The sequence below is a fragment of the Halomonas alkaliantarctica genome, from assembly GCF_029854215.1.
Classification (GTDB): domain Bacteria; phylum Pseudomonadota; class Gammaproteobacteria; order Pseudomonadales; family Halomonadaceae; genus Vreelandella; species Vreelandella alkaliantarctica_A.
The window spans coordinates 2,433,226-2,454,642 of sequence record NZ_CP122961.1; the positions used below are offsets into that span (position 1 = coordinate 2,433,226).

Annotated in this window: 27 protein-coding genes; 14 read left to right on the forward strand and 13 right to left on the reverse strand. The window is 52.8% G+C overall.

The window, feature by feature from the left end; all coding sequences use genetic code 11:
• The first annotated feature begins 7 nt into the window (after positions 1 to 7).
• From QEN58_RS11130 to QEN58_RS11150, 5 genes are read left to right on the forward strand one after another with little or no spacing between them, the layout of a single operon-like run.
• Complete coding sequence (locus QEN58_RS11130) at positions 8 to 1,024, forward strand: ABC transporter substrate-binding protein (protein WP_280103731.1); 1,017 nt, start codon at positions 8 to 10, stop codon at positions 1,022 to 1,024.
• A 2-nt stretch (positions 1,025 to 1,026) separates the two neighbouring features.
• Entirely contained in the window at positions 1,027 to 1,923 is an 897-nt protein-coding gene (locus tag QEN58_RS11135) for an ABC transporter permease (protein ID WP_280103732.1), read from the forward strand.
• Positions 1,920 to 2,708 carry an ABC transporter permease gene (locus QEN58_RS11140; protein WP_280103733.1) on the forward strand — a complete coding sequence of 263 codons (789 nt, stop codon included), beginning with the start codon at positions 1,920 to 1,922 and terminating at the stop codon, positions 2,706 to 2,708. Before QEN58_RS11135 ends, QEN58_RS11140 begins: the two co-directional genes overlap by 4 nt.
• A 23-nt stretch (positions 2,709 to 2,731) precedes the next feature.
• Positions 2,732 to 3,814, forward strand: a complete 1,083-nt coding sequence (locus QEN58_RS11145) for an ABC transporter ATP-binding protein (protein ID WP_280103734.1) — start codon at positions 2,732 to 2,734, stop codon at positions 3,812 to 3,814.
• Positions 3,807 to 4,673 carry a phosphodiesterase gene (locus tag QEN58_RS11150; protein ID WP_280103735.1) on the forward strand — a complete coding sequence of 289 codons (867 nt, stop codon included), beginning with the start codon at positions 3,807 to 3,809 and terminating at the stop codon, positions 4,671 to 4,673. The genes QEN58_RS11145 and QEN58_RS11150 overlap by 8 nt, the downstream gene beginning before the upstream one ends.
• Here QEN58_RS11150 and QEN58_RS11155 read toward each other — a convergent pair.
• Complete coding sequence (locus tag QEN58_RS11155) at positions 4,670 to 5,533, reverse strand: bifunctional transcriptional activator/DNA repair enzyme AdaA (RefSeq protein ID WP_280103736.1); 864 nt, start codon at positions 5,531 to 5,533, stop codon at positions 4,670 to 4,672. The two genes, QEN58_RS11150 and QEN58_RS11155, sit on opposite strands and share 4 nt — an antisense overlap.
• A 198-nt stretch (positions 5,534 to 5,731) precedes the next feature.
• Here QEN58_RS11155 and QEN58_RS11160 point away from each other — a divergent pair, with 198 nt between their 5' ends.
• Positions 5,732 to 6,652: a glutaminase gene (locus QEN58_RS11160; protein WP_280103737.1), complete on the forward strand. Its 921-nt coding sequence runs from the start codon at positions 5,732 to 5,734 to the stop codon at positions 6,650 to 6,652.
• Positions 6,653 to 6,737: 85 nt separating this feature from the next.
• On the forward strand, positions 6,738 to 7,346 hold the full coding sequence (locus tag QEN58_RS11165) for a LysE family translocator (RefSeq protein ID WP_280103738.1): 609 nt from the start codon (positions 6,738 to 6,740) through the stop codon (positions 7,344 to 7,346).
• On the opposite strand, the gene QEN58_RS11170 is transcribed toward QEN58_RS11165, so the two are convergent.
• Positions 7,332 to 8,165 (reverse strand): AraC family transcriptional regulator, encoded by an 834-nt coding sequence (locus QEN58_RS11170; protein WP_280103739.1) that lies wholly within the window; start codon positions 8,163 to 8,165, stop codon positions 7,332 to 7,334. The two genes, QEN58_RS11165 and QEN58_RS11170, sit on opposite strands and share 15 nt — an antisense overlap.
• 154 nt (positions 8,166 to 8,319) lie before the next feature.
• On the opposite strand from QEN58_RS11170, the gene QEN58_RS11175 reads away from it, so the two are divergent.
• Together QEN58_RS11175 and QEN58_RS11180 are read left to right on the forward strand one after the other, a co-directional pair.
• A complete protein-coding gene (locus QEN58_RS11175) occupies positions 8,320 to 9,138 on the forward strand; it encodes a DUF1206 domain-containing protein (protein WP_280103740.1) in 819 nt (272 codons plus the stop codon).
• An 8-nt stretch (positions 9,139 to 9,146) separates the two neighbouring features.
• Positions 9,147 to 9,749, forward strand: a complete 603-nt coding sequence (locus tag QEN58_RS11180; RefSeq protein ID WP_280103741.1) for a YqaA family protein — start codon at positions 9,147 to 9,149, stop codon at positions 9,747 to 9,749.
• A gap of 23 nt (positions 9,750 to 9,772) precedes the next feature.
• On the opposite strand, the gene QEN58_RS11185 is transcribed toward QEN58_RS11180, so the two are convergent.
• From QEN58_RS11185 to QEN58_RS11200, 4 genes are all read right to left on the reverse strand, one after another.
• Positions 9,773 to 10,090 (reverse strand): antibiotic biosynthesis monooxygenase family protein, encoded by a 318-nt coding sequence (locus QEN58_RS11185; RefSeq protein WP_280103742.1) that lies wholly within the window; start codon positions 10,088 to 10,090, stop codon positions 9,773 to 9,775.
• 44 nt (positions 10,091 to 10,134) lie between these two features.
• A complete protein-coding gene (locus QEN58_RS11190; protein ID WP_280103743.1) occupies positions 10,135 to 10,923 on the reverse strand; it encodes a slipin family protein in 789 nt (262 codons plus the stop codon).
• 57 nt (positions 10,924 to 10,980) lie between these two features.
• A complete protein-coding gene (locus QEN58_RS11195) occupies positions 10,981 to 12,339 on the reverse strand; it encodes an NfeD family protein (protein ID WP_280103744.1) in 1,359 nt (452 codons plus the stop codon).
• 207 nt (positions 12,340 to 12,546) lie between these two features.
• Positions 12,547 to 12,951 carry a DUF4019 domain-containing protein gene (locus tag QEN58_RS11200; protein ID WP_280103745.1) on the reverse strand — a complete coding sequence of 135 codons (405 nt, stop codon included), beginning with the start codon at positions 12,949 to 12,951 and terminating at the stop codon, positions 12,547 to 12,549.
• Positions 12,952 to 13,152: 201 nt separating this feature from the next.
• On the opposite strand from QEN58_RS11200, the gene QEN58_RS11205 reads away from it, so the two are divergent.
• From QEN58_RS11205 to QEN58_RS11225, 5 genes are all read left to right on the forward strand, one after another.
• The gene (locus QEN58_RS11205) at positions 13,153 to 13,896 is read left to right on the forward strand and encodes a class I SAM-dependent DNA methyltransferase (RefSeq protein ID WP_280103746.1); all 744 of its coding nucleotides are present in this window, start codon (positions 13,153 to 13,155) and stop codon (positions 13,894 to 13,896) included.
• Between the two features lie 148 nt (positions 13,897 to 14,044).
• Positions 14,045 to 14,611 (forward strand): isochorismatase family protein, encoded by a 567-nt coding sequence (locus tag QEN58_RS11210; protein WP_280103747.1) that lies wholly within the window; start codon positions 14,045 to 14,047, stop codon positions 14,609 to 14,611.
• The gene (locus QEN58_RS11215; RefSeq protein ID WP_280103748.1) at positions 14,604 to 15,611 is read left to right on the forward strand and encodes a GlxA family transcriptional regulator; all 1,008 of its coding nucleotides are present in this window, start codon (positions 14,604 to 14,606) and stop codon (positions 15,609 to 15,611) included. The genes QEN58_RS11210 and QEN58_RS11215 overlap by 8 nt, the downstream gene beginning before the upstream one ends.
• A gap of 45 nt (positions 15,612 to 15,656) precedes the next feature.
• On the forward strand, positions 15,657 to 16,460 hold the full coding sequence (locus tag QEN58_RS11220) for a helix-turn-helix domain-containing protein (RefSeq protein ID WP_280103749.1): 804 nt from the start codon (positions 15,657 to 15,659) through the stop codon (positions 16,458 to 16,460).
• A 52-nt stretch (positions 16,461 to 16,512) separates the two neighbouring features.
• Positions 16,513 to 16,968, forward strand: a complete 456-nt coding sequence (locus tag QEN58_RS11225; protein ID WP_280103750.1) for a carboxymuconolactone decarboxylase family protein — start codon at positions 16,513 to 16,515, stop codon at positions 16,966 to 16,968.
• A gap of 383 nt (positions 16,969 to 17,351) precedes the next feature.
• On the opposite strand, the gene QEN58_RS11230 is transcribed toward QEN58_RS11225, so the two are convergent.
• The 7 genes from QEN58_RS11230 to QEN58_RS11255 all read right to left on the reverse strand — a co-directional run bounded on the left by QEN58_RS11230 (position 17,352) and on the right by QEN58_RS11255 (position 21,289).
• Positions 17,352 to 17,897 (reverse strand): nucleotidyltransferase family protein, encoded by a 546-nt coding sequence (locus tag QEN58_RS11230; protein WP_280103751.1) that lies wholly within the window; start codon positions 17,895 to 17,897, stop codon positions 17,352 to 17,354.
• 88 nt (positions 17,898 to 17,985) lie between these two features.
• The gene (locus QEN58_RS11235; RefSeq protein WP_483050741.1) at positions 17,986 to 18,381 is read right to left on the reverse strand and encodes a GFA family protein; all 396 of its coding nucleotides are present in this window, start codon (positions 18,379 to 18,381) and stop codon (positions 17,986 to 17,988) included.
• Positions 18,382 to 18,423: 42 nt separating this feature from the next.
• Positions 18,424 to 19,050: a LysE family translocator gene (locus QEN58_RS11240; RefSeq protein WP_280103752.1), complete on the reverse strand. Its 627-nt coding sequence runs from the start codon at positions 19,048 to 19,050 to the stop codon at positions 18,424 to 18,426.
• A 51-nt stretch (positions 19,051 to 19,101) separates the two neighbouring features.
• Positions 19,102 to 19,479, reverse strand: a complete 378-nt coding sequence (locus QEN58_RS19510) for a nuclear transport factor 2 family protein (protein ID WP_425270283.1) — start codon at positions 19,477 to 19,479, stop codon at positions 19,102 to 19,104.
• Between the two features lie 143 nt (positions 19,480 to 19,622).
• Positions 19,623 to 20,108 carry a YehS family protein gene (locus QEN58_RS11245; RefSeq protein ID WP_280103753.1) on the reverse strand — a complete coding sequence of 162 codons (486 nt, stop codon included), beginning with the start codon at positions 20,106 to 20,108 and terminating at the stop codon, positions 19,623 to 19,625.
• Between the two features lie 96 nt (positions 20,109 to 20,204).
• Positions 20,205 to 20,627 carry a tetratricopeptide repeat protein gene (locus tag QEN58_RS11250; RefSeq protein ID WP_280103754.1) on the reverse strand — a complete coding sequence of 141 codons (423 nt, stop codon included), beginning with the start codon at positions 20,625 to 20,627 and terminating at the stop codon, positions 20,205 to 20,207.
• A 236-nt stretch (positions 20,628 to 20,863) separates the two neighbouring features.
• Positions 20,864 to 21,289 (reverse strand): N-acetyltransferase, encoded by a 426-nt coding sequence (locus tag QEN58_RS11255; RefSeq protein WP_280103755.1) that lies wholly within the window; start codon positions 21,287 to 21,289, stop codon positions 20,864 to 20,866.
• Positions 21,290 to 21,417 lie beyond the last annotated feature (128 nt).

Below are 21,417 nucleotides of genomic sequence, written 5' to 3' on the forward strand. Positions count from 1 at the left end.
GTACGTCATGAATCTCAAGCGTCTTTATCAAGCGGTATTGGCCACGGCGGTGATTAGCGCGTCGGGAAGCGCTTTTGCGCAATCAAGCGACAACGCTATTTGCTACAACTGCCCACCGGAATGGGCCGATTGGGGAACGCAGTTGCGTTTGATCGAACAGGAGACTGGCATTCGCGTGCCGCAAGACAACAAAAATTCCGGCCAATCCTTAGCCCAATTGGTTGCCGAAGCCAGTAGCCCTGTGGCAGATGTCGTTTACTACGGGGTAACCTTCGGCATTCAAGCCATGGAAGAGGACGTAGTGACGCCCTACCAGCCTGCCCACTGGGACGAGATACCCGAAGGTCTGAAAGACCCCGAAGGTAACTGGTTTGCCATTCACTCTGGCACCCTTGGTTTTATGGTCAACGTCGACGCCTTGGATGGCGCCCCGGTGCCCACGTCCTGGGAAGACCTGCTCAAGCCTGAGTATCGCGGCATGGTGGGTTACCTTGACCCGGCCAGCGCCTTCGTCGGCTACGTCGGTGCTGTGGCGGTCAACCTAGCCATGGGTGGCGATCTTAATGACTTCACCCCGGCGATCGACTACTTCAATCAGCTCGCCGAAAACGACCCGATTGTGCCCAAGCAAACCAGCTACGCTCGAGTACTTTCAGGTGAGATCCCGATTCTTCTCGATTACGACTTCAACGCTTACCGCGCACGCCATAGCGATGGTGCCAATGTAGCGTTTGTGATTCCCGAAGAAGGCAGCGTGGTAGTGCCCTATGTGATGAGCCTGGTGAAAGATGGCCCCAACCCCGAGAACGGCAAACAGGTGCTTGATTTCGTGCTCTCTGATCAAGGCCAAGCGGTTTGGGCGGATGCTTACTTACGCCCCGTTCGCGCCAGCGCCATTTCCCCTGAAGCACGCGAAGTCTTTCTGCCCGATAGCGAGTATGCCCGCGCCGAGGCACTCGACTACACCGCTATGGCGGCTGCTCAACGTAGCTTCTCCGAGCGGTATCTGTCGGAGGTTCGTTAATCATGACAGCGGCATCCAAGCAGCCCTCTGGGGCTGCTTCTTACGTCAATACTCATCAGATCATGGTGGGGCCCGCACGACGAAAAAGCCTTATCGCAATGTTCGCCTTACTGCCTGCACTGGTGATTTTCTGCGCCTTTTGGCTACTGCCTTTTTCGCGTCTGATTATGATGGGTAACGAGGCAGACCCAAGTAGTGGCATCAGTGCTTACCTGACCATTCTTACCCATCGTCAGTACTTAATCAGCCTGGCGACCACCGTTGGCCTTTCGCTGATAGTGTCACTGGTAGCGGTTGCCATTGCGGGCGTTGCCGGTTTTTTTCTCGCCCGTCAGCGCTTTTTTGGCAAGTCCATACTAGTGGCAATCCTTACCTTTCCGCTGGCCTTTCCAGGCGTGGTGGTGGGCTTTTTGGTCATCATGCTGGGGGGACGCCAAGGCGCCTTAGCGCAGACTAGTCTGTGGCTGTTTGGCGAGCGTTGGATGTTCGCCTACTCTATGGCCGGGCTATTTATCGGCTACCTCTACTTCTCCATTCCTCGTGTTATCACCACCGTGATGGCTGCCTGCGACAACCTGGATCAAAGCCTTGAAGAGGCAGCCCGCTCATTAGGTGCTAACACATGGCAGGTCACCAAAGACGTCATCGTACCCGGCATTGCACCCGCGCTGCTCTCAACCGGCGCCATCTGCTTTGCGACCAGCATGGGCGCCTTTGGTACGGCGTTTACCCTGGGCACGCGTTTGAGCATCCTGCCGCTCAATATCTACGGCGAATTCACCAACTACGCTAACTTTGCCATGGCAGCCGCGCTTTCAGTGGTGTTGGGCGTGATCACCTGGATGGCATTGAGCCTTGCCCGCAGGCTTGCAGGCGGCAACTTGGGAGCTTCGGTATGAAATCTCGCCTACGCTTCACGCTGCAATTAGGCTTCACCCTGCTGGTGTGCCTGTTCATGATTGTGCCTGTCGCCATGTCGGTCATGGCGGGGCTAACCGAGAACTACTTTGTGGGTCTTGAGAGTGGTCTGACCCTGCGCTGGGTCAATGAGGTGTGGCAGCTCTACGCCGATACCATCTGGCTCTCCATTAAACTGGCACTGGCCTGCTTACTGATCACTATCCTGATTGGCGTACCCGCTGCCTATGGTTTGCTGCGCAGCCGCCGCCGCTGGGCCAACGCGATTGAAGAACTCCTACTGCTACCAGTTGCCGTGCCTGGGCTGGCCACCGCGCTTGCCCTACTGCTCGCCTATGGCAGCTACCGTGAATTTCGTGGCAGCTGGCTATTTATTCTTGTTGGCCATGTCCTGTTTACCCTGCCCTTTATGGTGCGCGCGGTGCTCTCCGTGATGCAAACCGCCAAGCTTCCGCATCTTGAAGAAGCCGCCGCCAGCTTAGGCGCCAGCTTCCGGCAACGCTTTTTCGGGGTGGTCATCCCCAACTGTATGAGCGGCATTCTTGCAGGAGCGCTGATGGTGGTCACCTTATCCATCGGTGAATTCAACATTACCTGGATGCTGCATACCCCGCTAACCAAAACGCTGCCGGTCGGTTTAGCCGACAGCTACGCCTCGATGCGCCTGGAAATTGGCTCAGCCTACACGCTGATATTTCTGGTGATGGTCGTGCCCTTGCTGGTGGCGATTCAGTGGGCAGGTCGACTCACCGAGCAGCGCCGCTAAGTTTTATTATTTGAGAATCCGTTATGAGTTCATCTGTCAGCATTACCCTAAACCAGTGCAGTCGCACCTTTGCAGGTGGCACTACTGCGCTACAGCCACTTGATTTACAGGTTAACGCGGGCGAAACCCTGGTACTGCTGGGCCCATCCGGCTGCGGAAAAACCACCACGCTGCGTATTATCAGCGGCCTGGAAAGCCCCGACAAAGGCGGAAAAGTGCTGTTTGGCGAGCGCGATGTCACCGCCCTGCCGATTGAGAAACGCGATGTGGGAATGGTGTTTCAAAACTACGCGCTCTTTCCCAACATGAGCGTCGCCGACAACATTGCCTACGGCCTTAAAATACAGCGTTTACCGCGGGCAGAGATTGCCCAAAGGCTTGACGAAGTGATGCGGATGGTCGACTTGCAGGGCTTTGGTGGTCGGCGTATCGACGCCCTCTCCGGTGGCCAAAAACAGCGCGTCGCCCTAGCCCGCGCCATCGCCGTGCGCCCCAAGGTGCTGCTGTTTGATGAGCCGTTGGCAGCTCTCGACGCCAAACTGCGCGACCGCTTACGCATCGAGATTGGCCAGCTTCTACGGGAGCTAGGCACCACGGCGGTGTACGTTACCCACGATCAAGACGAGGCGATGGCCTTGGGTGACCGCATCGCGGTAATGCAGGCCGGACGCATTGCGCAGTTGGGCACCCCCCAAGAGATTTATCATCAGCCAGCCAACGCCTTTGTGGCCGATTTTATTGGTGCGGTGAACTGCCTGGACGTCCTGAGCACCCGCGCCGATGGGGGCTTGGTGGTCCATGGCGGTGAGCTAATCGCTGCCCATTTGCAGGGAGTATCCACTGTCTACTGCCGTCCAGAAGACATTCAGGTTGTGCCTCTTGACCAAGCCGATGTAAAGGGGAAAGTGATACAAAGCATTTTCCTGGGCCAGACCCAGCGCCTGATGGTGGATACCGGCGGCGCTTCACCGCTCCAGATTGAGGCACCCTCCCGCCAGCGCTGGCCAAACGGCACCGCCATTGGTTTGGCACTCCCGTCTAGAGTGCTTTTTCACCCAGATAAGCCTACTGCCCCTGTTAATGCCAAGGAGATGGCCAATGGCTGATCAAGGTTTGAACATTCAGAAAGCCCCTCGTGCCCAGCAATGCCTTATCGCCCAGATTAGCGATCCGCATATCAAGGCGGGCGGTAAACGCTCTTACCGCCAGGTAGATACCGCCAATGCGCTGCGTCGAGCAATCAGCACGCTCAATCAGCTAGCGCCGCGGCCCGACCTGGTGTTGATTAGCGGTGACTTGGTCGATTTTGGCCATCCTGACGAATACGCCACCTTTAGGCAGATCCTGGCTGAATTAACCCTGCCCGTGTACTTGATCCCGGGCAATCATGATGACCGCGAGCATCTACGCGCCGCCTTTCCCGAACACCGTTACCTGTTTCAGCACCGCGACTATTTACAGTGGGTCGTGGAAGACTATCCGGTGCGCCTAGTGGGGCTCGACTCATCGGTGCCCGGTAAACCCCATGGCGAGCTGAGCGATGAAAGCCTGCAGTGGCTGGATAGAACGCTGGCGGAGCAGCCCGAAAAACCTACCTTGGTCATGGTCCATCACCACCCTTTTATGAGTGGCATCGACCATATGGATCGCCAGCCGCTTAAGCGACCAGACGCGCTAGCTGAGGTCATTGGCAAACATGCCCAGGTAGAGCGCGTGCTCTGCGGGCATCTGCACCGTTCGATCCAAGCCCGCTTTGCTAACACGTTGGCGATTAGCTGCCCTGGGGTTTCCCACCAGGTGAGTTTGGATCTCACCCCAGAGGGCCCCGCCCACTTTCAGCTAGAACCCCCCGGTTACCTGCTCCACCAGTGGTCAGCGACTAACGGTATGGTGACTCACCAAGGGTTTATCGAGCGCTACCCTGGCCCTTTCCCGTTTTATGATGCTAATGGGCTGATTGATTAGGTCGTTAGACTGGGGGCGAGCGCTTCGTTGCCGGGGTGTGCCAGCGCCAGCTCCCAGGCTTGTACCATTTGCTTTTTCTCTAATCCCCAGCGGTAACCACCGAGTGCGCCGCTTTGCTGAATCACCCGATGGCAGGGGATCCATAGCGCGATGGGATTAGCCCCCACCGCATTACCCACTGCTCGGGATGATTTAGGTGACCCCAGCGCCTGGGCAATATGGGAATAGCTGGCAAATTGCCCCTCGGGAATCGTCAGCAACGCCCGCCAAACCGCTATTTGAAAGTTGGTGCCGGTGACATGCAGCGACAAGGCGGCAGCGCCCTCTGCGGGTTGGGTAAAGAGCGCTTCCACCGCGTAGCGGGTGGTCTCTAGGCTTGGCCGAAAGGTGCTGCGCGGCCACTCTTTGGCCAACCTTGCCAGTAACTCTTCCGAATGAGTCGCATCGACAAAGCCCATCCGACAGATACCCCGGGGGGTTACCGCGACGAATATGCTCCCGAGGGGTGTTGCATGAACGCCGTAAGCGATCTCCACTCCTTCACCCTGGCGCTTATGCTCGCCGGGCGTGACTGCCTCTAACTGAACAAAGTGGTCATAAAGCCGCGAGCCACCGCTAAGTCCAAGGGTATGAGCGATGTCCAGCAAAGAAGCAGACGACTGCATCAACTGCTTGCCGCGCTCTAAAGTGAGCGCCTGCAAAAAGCGTTTAGGGCTAATCCCCGCATAGCGACAAAACAGCCGCTGAAAATGGAAGGCACTCAAATGAACATGAGCTGCCACCGTTTCCAGATTGGGCTGTTCCGCCGCATGGGCCACCATATAGGCCATGGCTTTTTCGACACGCTCATAGTCATTCATTGTGTTATCTCTCTAGCCGTCGGGGCTGCTTAGTTCCTTTCAGCCTATGCCTTCACAGGAAAGTTGCCGACCCGAATCTTGCGCACTGGCAGGTGATAAGACTGTTTATGTTTAAAAGAGACGTTATGTTTAACAGACATCGCCACTGGTTTTCGCTAGTGTAATGCCCCGCCTCAATTGACGGTACACGATACGCCCATGCAAGACTTGATCAATGACATTGCAGCCGCCATGGCAAACGCCAAAGAACGCGGCAAGGTCGCCGACTATATTCCCGAGCTGGGCCATGTTGACCCACAGCAGTTTGCCATTTCGCTCGCCACCGTGGATGGCAAAGTGTACTCGGCGGGTTGTGCTACCACGCCCTTCTCGATTCAGAGTATCTCGAAAGTATTTACCCTGACCATTGCGCTGGGGCAAGCAGGTGATTCGCTATGGTCAAAAGTGGGTCGCGAGCCCTCGGGGGATCCCTTCAACTCTATTGTTCAACTTGAGCACGAAAGCGGCAAACCGCGTAACCCGTTTATCAATGCCGGGGCCATTGCGGTGGTCGATGCAATTATGATGGGCCATGAACCCAAAGAGACGCTGGGCGAGATCCTTAGCTTTGTGCGCTATATCGCCGATGACGAGAGCATTTACTTCGACCACGCGGTGGCCGCTTCCGAAATGGCTCATCGCGACCGCAATGCCTCACTGGCGCACTTTATGAAAGCCTTTGGCCGTCTACGCCATGATGTCGATAAGGTGCTAGGCACCTATTTTCACCAGTGCGCTATCGCCATGAGCTGTGAGCAGTTGGCCCATGCCGGGCTATTTTTGGCCTCGGATGGCATCAACAAACCCAGTGGCATTCGCGTGGTAGCCCCCCAGCGGGCGCGGCGAATCAACTCGCTAATGATGATGTGCGGACACTACGACGCCTCGGGAGAGTTCGCCTTTCGCGTCGGCTTGCCCGGCAAAAGCGGCGTGGGCGGCGGCATTCTGGCCATTGCACCCGGCCATGGCTCCATCGCCGTTTGGTCGCCGGGGCTGGATGCCTACGGCAACAGCTTGCTGGGCACCCAGGCGCTCGAAATGTTTGTGCAGCGTACCGGCTGGTCGGTTTTTGGGCACTAGCAAGGCAACGGCTTAACCAACCACCTCAATTTTGTGCAATACCGCCAGTAGTTGCCATTGCAAACTCCTGTCACTACCGAGGAGGATGACAATGAGCGTTTTATTAGCATCGACAGCTTTACCCATGGCCGCATTTGCACTTGCCGCGTCTATTTCGCCGGGGCCGGTCAACATCGTTTGTTTGAGTAGCGGTACGCACTACCCTATCGCTAAAGGGCTTGTTTTTGTAACCGGCGCCACGCTGGGGTTTGTCGCGCTATTTTTAGCCATCGGCGCTGGTCTTTACTCTCTACTGAGCGTGGTGCCACTGCTGGAAACGTTTTTACGCTGGGCAGGCATTCTGTTTTTACTCTACCTCAGCTATCAACTTTTACAGCACGATGGGCGCTTGCAGGAGCGAGGCGGCGTCAAAGCGCCAGGGTTTATGACAGGCGCCACGATGCAGTGGCTCAACCCCAAGGCATGGCTGGCGTCTGCCGCGGGCATTGGCGCCTACACCACTGCTAATGAGACCTATCAGCTATGGCTGTTCGCCAGCCTCTATCTGCCTATTTGCTGGCTATCGCTCGCTAGCTGGGTCTATGCAGGCGCTTTTCTGAAACGCTATGTTCATCGTCCGATTGTCTTACTGACGATTAACCGCACACTCGCTATATGCTTGGCGGCTAGCGCTATTTTCTTACTGGTTGAGTAACGGATAACGGTACTGGTTGGGTGTCGCGGCTACCAGCCTCTTAAACGTTCTTTGAAAGTGGGGCTGGTCATTAAAGCCAGCGTTCAAAGCCGCCTCAACAATAGGTTGCCCTTGTTTTAACGCTTTCTGCCCCATCTGAATGCGCTGATTAATCAGGTAAGCATGGGGCGTTAGTCCGAAGTGCTGTTTAAAGGCGCGAATCAGGTGCCCAGCGCTATAGCCGGACTGCTTACATAGCCGTTCTAGCGATATATCAGCGCTACAGTTGGCACGCAAATAGGCCGCGACCTGTTCTAGCGCACTGGGCGCTTGGGGCAATGCCTCGGGGGATTCTTGAGCAAGGACTTGCAGAATGGTAGACAAGTACTCGACTAGCGCCGTTTGCTTATCGCTAATGTCGCGGTGTTCATCCAGCAAGCAAGCGGCCATATCGCAGTACCCGGCATAAAGCGCTGGCTGGGTAATAACGGCGGTAGCGATATCTTGCCAGTCCGGCGTATTTAGCAATCCCAATTGGTAACGCAATCCACTCAGCCACTCGGTATCGACGTAGAGCATAATGTACGCCCAAGGCTGGTTTTCGATGGGGTTGCAGGCATGCACCCAGTGGGGGTTCATCATAACGATGTCTCCCGCACTAATTTGATGCGCCGCATCGCGATAGCAAAAAGTGCTGTTACCTGCGGTAATGGCCCCCAGCGACCAATATGTATGACTATGTGGCGCATAACAAACTTGTCGCGCGTCGCTAATCTTGCGCAGTTCCACGTAGGGCATACGCGCATCCCGCCAGAAGATAGGTGACGAAATTGTGCTCATGTTCTGCTCGTGTTATTCAAAAATAGCCTTTGACACTTCGGCTTGGCCTAGGCTGGACAATAGCACAGCACAAGCCCAGTATGGGCCGCCGATAAGCGCTATATGAACTAGATTGCATAGGGATGCGCAACGCCTAATATGTCAGGAGGACACCATGGCCAATAGTATGAATAACCCCGACCACCGTGATGCGATTACCCTTTTCGCCCGCATGGGTTACGCCTCTCGGGGCATTGTGTACCTATTAGTGGGGGGCCTTGCAGCGCTGGCAGCCTTTGGGCAAGGCGGCCAGACAGAAGGCAGTCGGGGCGCCTTAGAGCGCGTGCTCACCGCTCCCTTCGGAAAAGTTTTGTTAGCCATTATGGCCATCGGCTTGGTGGGCTACGCTATGTGGCGGACTATCCAGGCAGTCAAAGACACTGACCATCACGGCAACGGCGCTAAGGGCTTGGCTATTCGTGCGGGCTTGTTGGCCAGCGCCATTACCCACACGTTGCTGGCTTTCTTTGCCGCCACGCTCATCTTTCAATTTGCGGGTTCTTCAGGTGATTCAGGTGGCGGCTCACAAGGTGTCGCGGGCTGGCTAATGCAGCAGCCTTTCGGGCGCTGGCTGGTAGGCGGGGTTGGCTTAGTCATGATTGGCGTAGGTATTGCTCATGCGCTGAAAGGCTACCAAGCCAAATTCGACAAACACTTCGCCATGCCACAGCAAACGCAACAATGGGCCTATCCAATCTGCCGTTTCGGATTAGTGATTCGTGGTCTTGTCTTTGTGATCGTAGGTAGTTTTTTTATCATCGCCGCTTATCAAATCAATCCCGATCAAGCAGGCGGTATGGACGAAGTATTCAGCACCCTGCGAAGCCAACCCTACGGCCAGTGGTTACTGGGTTTTGTCGCGCTGGGGCTCTTCGCGTTTGGTCTCTACAGCCTATTAGCGGCCGTCTATCGCCGCATTAATCCCGAAGTGTAGAGACCTGCATGGCCATAGCATCCAAACGCACCAAACAGTGGTTTGAGCGTATTAACCGCTCCAACAATATGTTGTGGCTACTCGCCACCCTCTCCTTTTTGGAGACGATTATTCTACCCATTCCTATTGAACTGGTGTTGATCCCGCTGATGGCCGTTAATAGGCAGCGGCTGTGGTTACTGGCGTTGGTCACTACTGCGGGCTGCCTCGTCGCATCGCTGGTGGGCTACAGCATTGGCTTAGTGCTTTATGAGTCGGTGGGCACCTGGTTTATTGAGTCTATGGGGATGCAGAGTAGCTACCAGGCATTTCAAACATTTTTCGATCAGTACGGTTTTGCCGCCATTTTGGCCATTGGCATACTGCCAATTCCCTTCCAAGTGGCGATGATTACCGCCGGGCTTTCCGGCTACCCGATTATGCTGTTCGTACTGGCGGCGTTAACCGCCCGTGGCTTGCGTTACTTCGGCCTTGCCTGGCTGGTTCACCGCTTTGGCCACCGTGTTCTGGTACTGTGGAAACGCCATGCCTTGATAACGAGTTTGGTGGCAGGCGTCGTTGTAATGGCGGTGGCCCTAGGGATGCAGGCACTGGCGGGGCTGGTGGTGTAAGCCGCTGAATCGGTGACAATCAGCTAAATACCGTAATCTCGCTCAACTTTAGCGATGCGGGTTTTGAAGTGCTGGTACCACTGCTGATGGCCTAACCGCTGAGCCTCTTGATGCTCAGCATGGGCTTTCCACGCTTTAATAGACGCCAAATCGGCCCAGTAAGAGACCGTTACACCTACTTCATTGCGGGCTGACTCCACCCCTAAAAATCCCGGCTGCTGCGCTGCAAGCTCAACCATTCTTGCTGCCATTGCGTCATAGCCGCTATCGACCTCGGTGCGTAGTGAAGTAAAAATAACGGCGTAGTAAGGCGGTTCAGGGGTGTCAGCAATGTATAGCATGTGTTCCATCACGGTTGAAAAGAGAATAATGAAGCCTGGAGGCATCAGCCATCACTTTTGTGGGGCTCCGGCCCAGATGCCATAGGCTTAGCCTTCATATCCTTGAACGCCTCCATGATGTCCATGGGCAGCGGGAAGACGATCGTCGAGGCGTTCTTGTTGCTCATGTCGCTCATGGTCTGCAGATAGCGCAGTTGCAGCGCGGCGGAGTTTTCCTGCATCACATTGGCCGCTTCGACCAGCTTCTTGGAAGCCTGCAGTTCACCCTCGGCGTGGATGACCTTGGCGCGACGCTCGCGCTCCGCCTCGGCCTGACGGGCAATCGCACGGATCATGCTCTCATCCAAGTCTACATGCTTAATTTCAACATTAGCGACTTTGATACCCCACGCTTCGGTTTGGGTATCAATGATTTCCTGGATATCGTCGTTAAGCTTATCGCGCTCGGAGAGCATCTCATCCAGATCATGCTTACCCAGCACCGAACGCAGCGTGGTCTGCGCCAGTTGACTGGTCGCCTGGGTAAAATTCTCGACTTGAATGATCGCCTTTTCTGGATCGACGACGCGGAAATAAAGCACCGCATTAACTTTAACGGTGACGTTATCCTGAGAGATCACGTCCTGTTCCGGCACATCCATGGTAATGACGCGCAGATCCACCACCTCCATCTTCTGAATGGCGGGAATCACAATCACTAGTCCAGGGCCTTTGACCTTCTGAAACCGACCGAGAAAGAACACCACGCCGCGCTTATATTCCGGCAGAATGCGGATGGAGGCAGCAATCAGCATCAACACCAGCACTACGGGAACTAAATACGAAATCATCATGGGTCACCTCACAGAGTTGTTGGACCATCACATGAATAACGCACGACAACTGAGGGCCTAGTGGGGCGAGACGTATACAGTCAATCCTTCGAGGCGTTTCACTGTAAGCTGATCGCCTTGTTTAACCGGAACATCGCTTACCGCGTTCCAGCGCTCACCGTGCAATCGTACGTGGCCGTTGGTATCAAAATCCTCCAGAGCAATGGCGTCTGCACCAATCAGTTGCTCGGCACCGGTATGTACCTGGCGGTGACGAAGCGTTGCGAAGCGCATCAGAGTCCATAGCATTAGACCTCCTGACACCAGTGCAACACCCACGATAAGCGGCACTGAAATAGCCAGATACTCGGCATCCATTAGCATGACCGAGCCGAGCACAAAGGCAACTATGCCCCCGACACCCAGCACCCCGAAGCTTGGCATTAGGGCCTCCCCCACGATCAGTGCCAATCCCACTACGATTAGTGCTAATCCAGCGTAGTTAATCGGCAGCACTTGAAACGCAAACAGAGCTAACAGCAAGCAAATGATCCCGATGGTGCCAGGAAATAGACTTCCGGGGCTGGCAAGCTCATATATCAGCCCGTAAAAACCAAGAACCATTAAAAAATAGGCAATATTGGGGTTGGTTATCAGTGACAGGATTTGCGTGCGCCAATCCGGATCAAAACGTTCAATGGTGAGATTATCAGTAGAAAGGGTGTAGTCACCGCGTTCCATGATGACTGTCATGCCATTGATCTGTGTTAGCAGGTCGTCGACATCACGTGCTACCACATCGATGACGTTTTGCTCCAACGCCTGGTTAGCAGTGAGATTGACCGCATCGCGCACCGCTTCCTCAGCCCAGTCGGCATTGCGACCATGGCGTTCAGCTAGGCTGCGGATAAAACTCACTGCATCCTCCATCACCTTGCGTTCCATGGCGCCCCCCTCGCCATCCGACTTCTCAGCGGAATTATCTTCTTCGCTGTCATCGCTTACGGACAACCCACCGCCCATTTGTATCGGCGTGGCCGAGCCGAGATGGGTCGAGGGAGCCATGGCAGCCACGTGGCTACCGTAAAGTAGATAGGTGCCCGCGCTTGCCGCTCGCGCACCACTGGGGAAAACGTACATCACGACGGGAATGTCAGCGTTAAGCATCTCGCGAATCACGTCGCGGGTGGTGTCGACCAACCCGCCAGGGGTATCGAGTTCGACGATCACCAGCTCGCTGCCCTGCTCGTGGGCTTTATCCAGCCCACGCCCAAAGTAGTCCTTAGTGGCCGGGCCGATCACGCCTTCGATATTGAGCACCAGAACGCTGGATGAAGCGTTTTGTGCCATAGCCTGCCACGTAAACGACATGGTAGCCATTAGCAAACCAGCAACTATCCACCAGAACCAATGCGGTTTGAGAGAAAGGGTTTGCATACCCGCTCCTCACATTCAACGCCTGAACATTCCCCTCTGAACCTGAAGCTTATCCATAGCACATACACAAGGCTACCTACTCAACTTAGCAGCCACATTGAGCTACGTCATGAACAACGTGAAGGCAGGATTCGAGGGTAAAAAGAGCCTGAACCAAAGCGGCGATTTTGAAGGCCAGAGGTGGTAGCAATATTGTTGAGGGACCGGTTAGTTCAAATAATAACCACTCACTTTCCATATCCCCTCTTCCAAGTGAGGAGTGATGGTTTCCGTAATTTGTGGCCTGTTTTCAAAACTTGTTTGGAACGTTAAAACCGCGTAGTCATCTTTTGGAGCCCCTGGCATAGAGGTTTCACGGACGACGCTCACTCGTCGGCGCGACTGAACCGCACCAAGGTCGCGACGCGCTGCACCAATCGTCCGCTCTAACATATGCGGCGAAAGCGGCTTTTTGAGTATTGAAGAGGAAGATTCCCATGCCTGCTCATACTGACCGCTATCAATGGCTTCTAGCCATGCCAACGCCGCCTCCTCTGGCGCATTCGAGTGTGCTTGCGCTTGGTTAGACAGCATGAGAAGCAAGGTAGTGATAAAGATCAGTATTTTCGGCATAGCAGGCACTCTCGGCATTTAGCAGCGACCAGAGACATCTCGATGGCCTCAGTTATATATCGGTCATCGTCAGTGTTTCTTTAGGGCTGAAAGATGCCGGTGCGTAATCGTTACACGCCAAGCAGCGTCGGCTTCTCAAACCCTACCAGCTCGTTTACTATGCGCCACCCACACAATTTCAGCCGCCACTAATAGGTCACTATGTCCGTCAATGCACTGTATACCGACCTTTCTGGCTACTACGATTTGATGTGCGTGGATATCGATTATCAAGCGCAGAGCAACGCCATTCGCAGGCTGCATCAGATTTTCGGCAACGGCAGAACAACACACCTGGATTTAGCCTGTGGCACCGGCCCTCACGTGCGTCATTACATTGATTTTGGCTATGCCAGTAGCGGGCTGGATATCAATCAACCCATGCTGGACATCGCCGCCACGCGTTGCCCAGAAGCCCAGTTCACCCTGCAAGACATGAGTGGCTTCGCGGTTAACGATCCCCAAGACTTAATCACGTGTTTTTTATACTCGATTCACTACAACGATGGGATTGAGAAGCTAAAAGCGTGCATTTCCAGCGTGCACCGCGCACTTCAGTCTGGCGGTATTTTCTGCTTTAACGCGGTCGATAAAGACAAAATCGATAACGCTTTATCTGTTAAACACAGCGCAAAGCAAGCGAATAACATGTTCACGTTCCGCTCGGGATGGCACTACAGTGGCCAGGGTGAAAAGCAGTCGCTAAGACTAAGCATCGAAAAAGCCAACCCTGAAGAAACACAGCTATGGAACGACGAACATCCCATGGTGGCGGTTAGCTTTGCAGAGTTAATTGCTCTTTTAGCGCCTCACTTTGAGGTTCATGTATTTGAGCACAATTACGAAAAAATCATTCCCTGGGATAATGCTTCTGGAAATGCGATTTTTGTTTGTGTGAAGCAATAAATCCTACTTGCGCCGTCACAACAGCTGTCGGCTAGAACACATTGGCCATACATGGCCGAAATTGCCCCCTTTGTGACCGGCCAACGCATCGTTGGCAGAATGCGTAACCGCTAATCTGTAGCCTCACTTCAACACGATGAGATTAGCCATGACCCAGCCTAAAACTGCATTGTTATTAATTGATGTCCAAGCCTCCTTTCCCGCTCGCGATTACTGGGTAGAATCACTGGCTCAGGCATGGCGGCCCAAGCAGCGTGCAGTACTAGACGCAGCCCAGGCTAACGAGATACCGGTCGTGCGCATTCTGCATGAAGCACCTGGCAGCCAAGGGGCTTTCGACCCTGATGGTGGCCTTATTCGTCCGCTTGATGATTTTAACGATGAAGTGGCGGTGACCTTTCACAAGCGTGTACATAACGCCTTCAGCGATACCTCGCTTGAAAGCTGGTTACGGGAGCGAGGCATTGAACGGCTGGCGATTAGCGGTATTCGCACCGAGCAATGCTGCGAAACCACAGCACGCGTGGCGTCGGATTTAGGGTTTAGCGTCGACTTTATCAGCGATGCTACCCTAACATTCCCCATGACGCGCCACGACATCACCTGGACAGCCGAGGATATTAAGGCACGCACCGAACTGGTACTTGAAGACCGCTTTGCGCGTATTATCACTACACAAGACATGGTCAACGAATGGCAAAGCACGCGTGAGTGAAGAGCAGCAGCATAGCCAACCGCCATCCCCAAGAGCCACAACCCTGCGGGTGGCGGTATTGATGATGCCCGGCCAGGTGCCGCTTGATTTGGTTGGCCCACTTCAGGTCTTACAGTGTGCAGACCGGCTATCAATAGACGTTCAGGTGCGCTATATCGGCCCCAAAGCCGCCATGCAGTGGCTAGGGCCGCTTACCCTTAGCGGCATCGATCCCTTGCCTAGACAGCTCCCTACTCAAGATTTACTGCTTATTCCGGGGCAGTATCGCAATAGTCTTGAGCCATTAGCGCAGCAAGAGTGCGTCGCTTGGCTCAAGGCGAATGCCCACTATGCCAATACGCTGATGACCGTTTGCTCTGGCACAATATTACTGGCGGATGCTGGCCTTTTAGAGGGACGACGCTGTACTACCCACCACACGCTAATTGAGCAGCTAAAAACCAAAGCCCCACAAGCAAAGGTACAACGTGATTGTATCTTTACCGAGGATGGACGCTATTTAACCAGCGCCGGTATTTCGACCGGCATTGATACCATGCTGTACTGGCTTACCCGTGCTTGCGGCCACTCGCTGGCTCTGGCGGTAGCGCGAGAAATGGTGCTGTATCTTCGCCGTAGTGGCCAAGAGCCTCAAGTGGGGGCCTGGCTTGAGGGCCGCAATCATGTGGATGAACGGCTGCATCGCGTTCAAGATGCAATATGCGCCGCCCCTTCGCAAATTTGGCGTGTCGAAACATTGGCGGCTCAGGCAGCCATGAGCGAACGTCATTTCCGGCGCCAATTCAAAAGTCTCACCGGCATGCTGGTGGGCGACTACATTATGGGGTTACGCCTGCAGCGAGCCAAAGCGTTAATGACCGAAACCACATGGACGCTAGCACGCATTGCCGAAGCGTCCGGATTCGGCGATGAGCGACAGCTAAGGCGCAATTGGGCTCGCCAGGAAAAAGCGCCGCCTAGCGTATGGCGCAGAGCCAACTCCCAGACGCTGTGTGATTGAGTTAATGTGAGCCAACATTAAAAAAACATACCATTGGTAAACTCCATGGCCGACTTCATCTTGCCAAGCAACGCCAACGATCTAAATTTTCGGCATCGCCTGCCTGATAAACGCTTAGCCCCATGGGTTCAGTGCCTTTGGTCAATAGGAGGTTCGGGCCATCTAGCTAAACAACGAACTGAAAAGTTCTACCCAGATGCCGGTGCGAGCCTCAGCATCAAGCTCACCAGTTCCCTTCCCGACATCACGCTCTGCTTCAACAAAACCACGTTGATAGAGACGCTCGACACCACCGCACCTTGTCTGGGCATTCGTTTTAAGGCAGCCGGCATTTACTGCTTGTTGGGCTTTCCACCCGAAGCATTCACACATACACACCACCGCTTGGATAACGAGCTTGAACCGCTAGGATTGCAAGGATTAATGCCAGTGGTAGAGCGTCTTTACCAGTTGGACTCGCAACAGGGTTTACGCCTGCTGGAAACATGGTTGTTACATCGACTAGAGAGCCAGCCACCCCCTAATCGCCGTATCACTTCGATTGTTCAGGCCATTGGAGAACTAAAGCTTCCACCCCAACAGCTTGGCGCCACGCTAGGGTTCACTAGGCGTACACTGGAGCGCAAATTAAAACGCGAGGTAGGCGTTACCCCAGGCCAATTAGTGGCCTATTCCCGACTAAACCGAGCCCGCCATGGACTGCTTGCAACCACGCTACCCATAACGGAAATAGCCCTAAAATGCGGTTACTATGACCAAGCTCACTTCACCCATGCCTTCCAATCACTCGCCTATGAAACGCCCGCCGCCTATCGCAAACGCAAACTGTCGCAAATTTACAAGGCGTAAAAAAACCTCGACGTTAAGCTGAGTTCTCAACTTACTCACCGAGGTCACCCGCATGTCTGCTCGTATGTCTCAACAGTCTGTTTATCGCCTTTGCCCCCGCCTAGCTAAGCACCTGACTGCACTAGGCGAGGTTGCCCCAGACTCAACGGTTAGTCGTTCGATAATCCACTTAGTGCACCTGCGCGTTTCGCAAATTAATCACTGCTGCTTTTGTCAGCACATGCATTCGCAAGAGGCCAGAGACGATGGAGAGCATCAGGTTCGCCTGGATGTATTGCCTGCTTGGCGTGAAGCGCCCTGCTTCAACAAACAAGAGCGCGCCGCACTCGCCTGGGCCGAAGCACTAACACTGGTCAGCCAGCAAGCGGTGAGTGACAACGACTATCAAAACGCCCTAGCTGCGTTTGGTGAGCAGGGGCTAATTAACCTCACCGCCATTATTGTCCAAATCAACAGTTGGAATCGGGTATCGGTGGGCTTTCAGTTTGCACCAGACATCAGTATTTAAGCACTGTGAGGCTCCTGAAAGTAATATTTCAGATAAGGAAATTAAATGAACAGTGAGATAGCGCACCATTAACAGCTACGCAACCGTAGGCGTATGGTGTTTTGTAATGGGCTCACTGATCATGTTCATTATTTACCTGATGAGAGGCGCTGGTAAGAGGTGTGTTTAATTGTGTCGACGTTCGACATTGATATAGCCGCTGGGTTTTAGCTACCTAGCGGCTATAAGAGCTGATGTGGCAAAATTTCTTCAATGAAAAATTAATGCCATTAGCACTTAAGCATTCGGTATCCAGCAAATTCCGATAGCCGAGATCCATCTCCTTTAAACCATTAAGCCCTTTGGAGCTGGCTTAGTAAAAGCTCCATCATTGGAATGTCTTACTAAAGATTGACCACCAACCTTGGCCAGGTTTGTAGCCATCGCTTAGCGCATATTCGGGCTTCAAAATCCGTTCGTTTGGGCCGTTTGGGGTTTAATGTAATAGTACAGTCAAACAGAGGTTTAACACCAAAGGGAGCGACAAGGGTAACGTCACCATCGTCATTCAAAGCAGCGCCTACAGCCGTTTCTACTTCTACCCAGAAACTGATGGCATCTTCAGTAGACGTATACGGACAATCATTATTTCTCTCGTGCATTCTTGCCTGATTCTTTACCGACCAGGGAAACGTTGAGACTTCCCTTAATCCTTGCTCGATCTCATGATCGCGGGAATCACTTATATCATCAGGATCGAAGTAAATTAAATCGATGTCGTTAAGGGCCGTATTCGTTGAAAAGTTATGCAACTTGTCCCACACCAAGTTTCTAACGAATCCAGCAGCGAGACACCACCCCGGCAGCTTCTGCGCGGCCGCTATTGTCAGCGCCTCCATACGATCCGGATCACTCATCAGCCATTTTTTGACCAGCGCCTCATGCTCCATATCAATACCTTACCAATGCACCTATTTTGAATTGCTGGATGTTCCAACGCTGGAGACGTTATAGCTCCCCTGCTGCTACAGATCAGATTCATGGTTGATACTCATGGTTGATACCGTCGCTAACCGGTACACCCTCCAAGTAATAGGGGTTAACGCCTTCCAAGCACCCGACATTGAATCCATACACATTGGGGTTCGAGCGCGTTTGGTGGTGGGTGTAGATGCCGCAGTTCGAGCAGAAGTAGTGCTTAGCTACGCCCGAATTAAACTGATAGAGCTTTAAATGCTCAGCGCCGCGGACAACACGAAGGCCATTCAACGGGACATAGGCCATAACAGCGCCTTTGCGCCTGCAAATAGAGCAGTTACATCTTTTCGGGTCAACAAGACCATCAGGCAGATCGAGTTCGAGCTCCACCATGCCGCAGTGGCAGGTAGCCCTGTGCTTAGGTTGAACTTTAACTCCACCCACTTGCTTGATCACAGCCTTATCACCCGTATTTATCGCTGGCGAGGCTCTTTATAATTATAAGTTAGCATCAACATCCTTCAGCCCTAGAAGCACCGCTGCGCCAATCAAAAACGATCCAGATACCTTACCTAAGTACTGGTGCGCTGATGACTTTAGTTTCGTACTAACCCATTCAGCTGATTTACCGTAGGAAAACAAGAAAACCGCATCCATGATGAGATACGTGGCACTCAGTATCACAAACTGATGCAGAAGCGGCTCAGATGGAATAATGAACTGTGGAAACAGAGCAGCGAAAAAAATAACGGCTTTGGGGTTTGCGGCTGAAGTGATAAAACCTTGCCAAAACAAGCTTTTTTTCGACCGCCCCTGATTCGCCACACCTACCTGGCCCCCAGTCTTTGAGAAGATCAACCTTAGGCCTAAGTAAGATAAATATGCCACCCCCGCCCACTTCACAACGATAAAGAAATCACTGGATTGCTGAACAATGCTGACCAAACCTATCGAGGCGACAATCATTTGTAAAAAATTGGCTGACAAATCTCCTGCGGCGGTAAATAGCGACCGTTGCAAGCCATTGCTAACGCTATTGGAAAGCATCAAAAGCTGGCTAGGGCCAGGTGTACTCATCAAAATGAATACGGTGCTGACATACAGAAGCCAAATTTGCGTTCCCATAGACCCTCACCTTTCAAAACTGAAGTGTGTAACGCCCGCAGAATCAACGAACTAAGACTGAACCTCAAAAGGAGAAATAGCCGTACCTTGGTTGTAAACCATTTTCCATTCACTCCCCTCTTTACGCCATATTGACGTTCGCCGAGAATAGCTTGCACCTAAGCTGTTTTGACGACTGATCGCAACCCGGTAAAAGAGCTGGATAAGATCAGAGCTCAATCTCCGGTGCTCAAAGTCCTGAGGTATAGCCGACCATGCGGATTCCTGAGGCAAACAATCAAGGACACTATCTAACCCAAAAAAATCGCCTGATGCTCCGATCTCCAGGAAATCCGAAGACAGTAAAGACCGCAGCTTCGTCGGTGAACTACGCACCTCGAAGCTAAGCAAAGCTCTTTCCTTTTTTATAAGATCCGCTTCTATTTCCATAACCGTTGCCTTAAGGTCTGAGTTCACCTGCGCAAAGCGGCGCAGCTTTGTAGCGACACTTAAAACATCACATCGAAGCCGCAGCAGGCCTATACCGTATAATAAAAAGTGCTGCAGCTATTATATGAATCAGGCCATGAAGCTCAGAACTCAGAGCTTGAAGCCTCCTGGTTTGGTCGCAATTGAAGCTGGATACCGAGTAAGAAATTTCGCAGCACCTGATCTTTGCACTCTCGATAATTCTTATGGCTGGGCTTGCGGAAAAACGCACTCAATTCATGATTGCTTAAACGAAAACCTGCCAGCTCGAAAACAGCCAGAATATCTTCAGCCTTTAAATTCAGCGCGATGCGCAGCTTCTGGAACACCATATTGTTGTTCAACTGCGCTTCTGGTGCAGGCTGCGGGCCTTCGCGCTTGCCACGCTTAAAGCTAATGAAGCCGTTCAAAAACGACGCCAGTTCTTTGTTTTTCATGGTGACAAAGGCGTCGTCTTCATCCTTTTTCAGCCATGCAGTTACCTGCTCTTGAGCCACGCTGACCTCTGCCAAGGCGAAGATATCCACGATGGTGCGGTCTTTTAAATCGAAGGTGTAACGTATACGGCGAAAAATATCGTTATTGGTCAAAATAGTGTCCTAGTCTTAGGCAAACCCAGCATAATCAGGCTTTATGTGCATCTACGTTTATCGTGAATATGATTAAAAGCAACAGCTTTAAAAAACCTAACCGGTGGTCAGCTTTCCAAGCAGCTCGTCAATTTCGTCTTTAAGCTCGCCATCTTCAATTTTATTGGCGGTGACTTGGGCATTTTTAAGATTACTGATAGCCGCGTCAGTCTGACCCAGCTCAACCTGTAACTTCGCCATGGAGAACGCGATGGATGACATATGGTCTTTCGAGTTAACAGCGACAGCCTTTTCAAAGGCTTTTTCGTAGACCGCCAGCGCCTCATCCAGCTCTTCCGTGAAGTCAGCCAGCGTTTCCCACTGCTCTGGATGATCCTTATCGGTATTATCGTTCTCTGTGCAGATCGCTTCCAACTGCGCATAGAGTGCGTCGAAAGCCTCTCTATCCTCTTTATCAGCAGCCTTCATGAGTTTTTCAGCGAGCTCGTAAACCGCTTTGTATATTTTGGTGTTAATCATGAACGACTACCCTTTTCTTTAGTAAAACCTGTAACAAGCAAAAAACCGCTTAACCTGAACGTTCACAAAACAGCCACTCCATCGTGGCCGCTGACATTATACCCTTTGAGGATAGCGCTACGGGCGTTCATTTTTCGGTTTTGTAGCATGCGTGCTGGTAAAGCGGGCTTGGAGCGTCTATTTCCCTGCAGGGCTTAGTTAATCGTTTCAAAACTGTCAGGATCAGGCCGCCGCTATTAGCAGTAATGCTCCATGATGAACTCAGATTGTCCCGTTTGCTCATCAATCTGCTCACCTAATGAAATAAAGCCATGCTGCTTATAAAAATTGATACTGGGGGCATTCTGGTTGTAGACACTGAGCTGCAAACACGACCTTCTGCTCTTGGCATCATCAATCAACACTGACCCTATGCCTTGCCCCTGAAGGCTTGGTGACACAAAAACGGCTGCCAACGTATTTCCATAGAGGCAGTAAAACCCTGCTATCTGCTCATCAGCTTCATAGACAAAGGTTTCCGATGCAGGGATATAGACATCACGCATTTCGCTAACTTTGGACTGCCAATATTTTGACCCAGCAAAAGAGTGAGCTTTAATCGAGGCTGAAAGCCAGATATCCAAAATTTGCTCAATATCCGCCTCCCGGTATTCACGAATCATCTAGACGTTCCTAATGAGGGCCATCGGGGCCAAAGGCGTTATTGAAAGCTGCCTACGCCTGGAATAGGTTTGCACCTGTATAAGGGCTAGACAGCTTCATGAAATTAGGCGGGACTGCTTTGAATTCC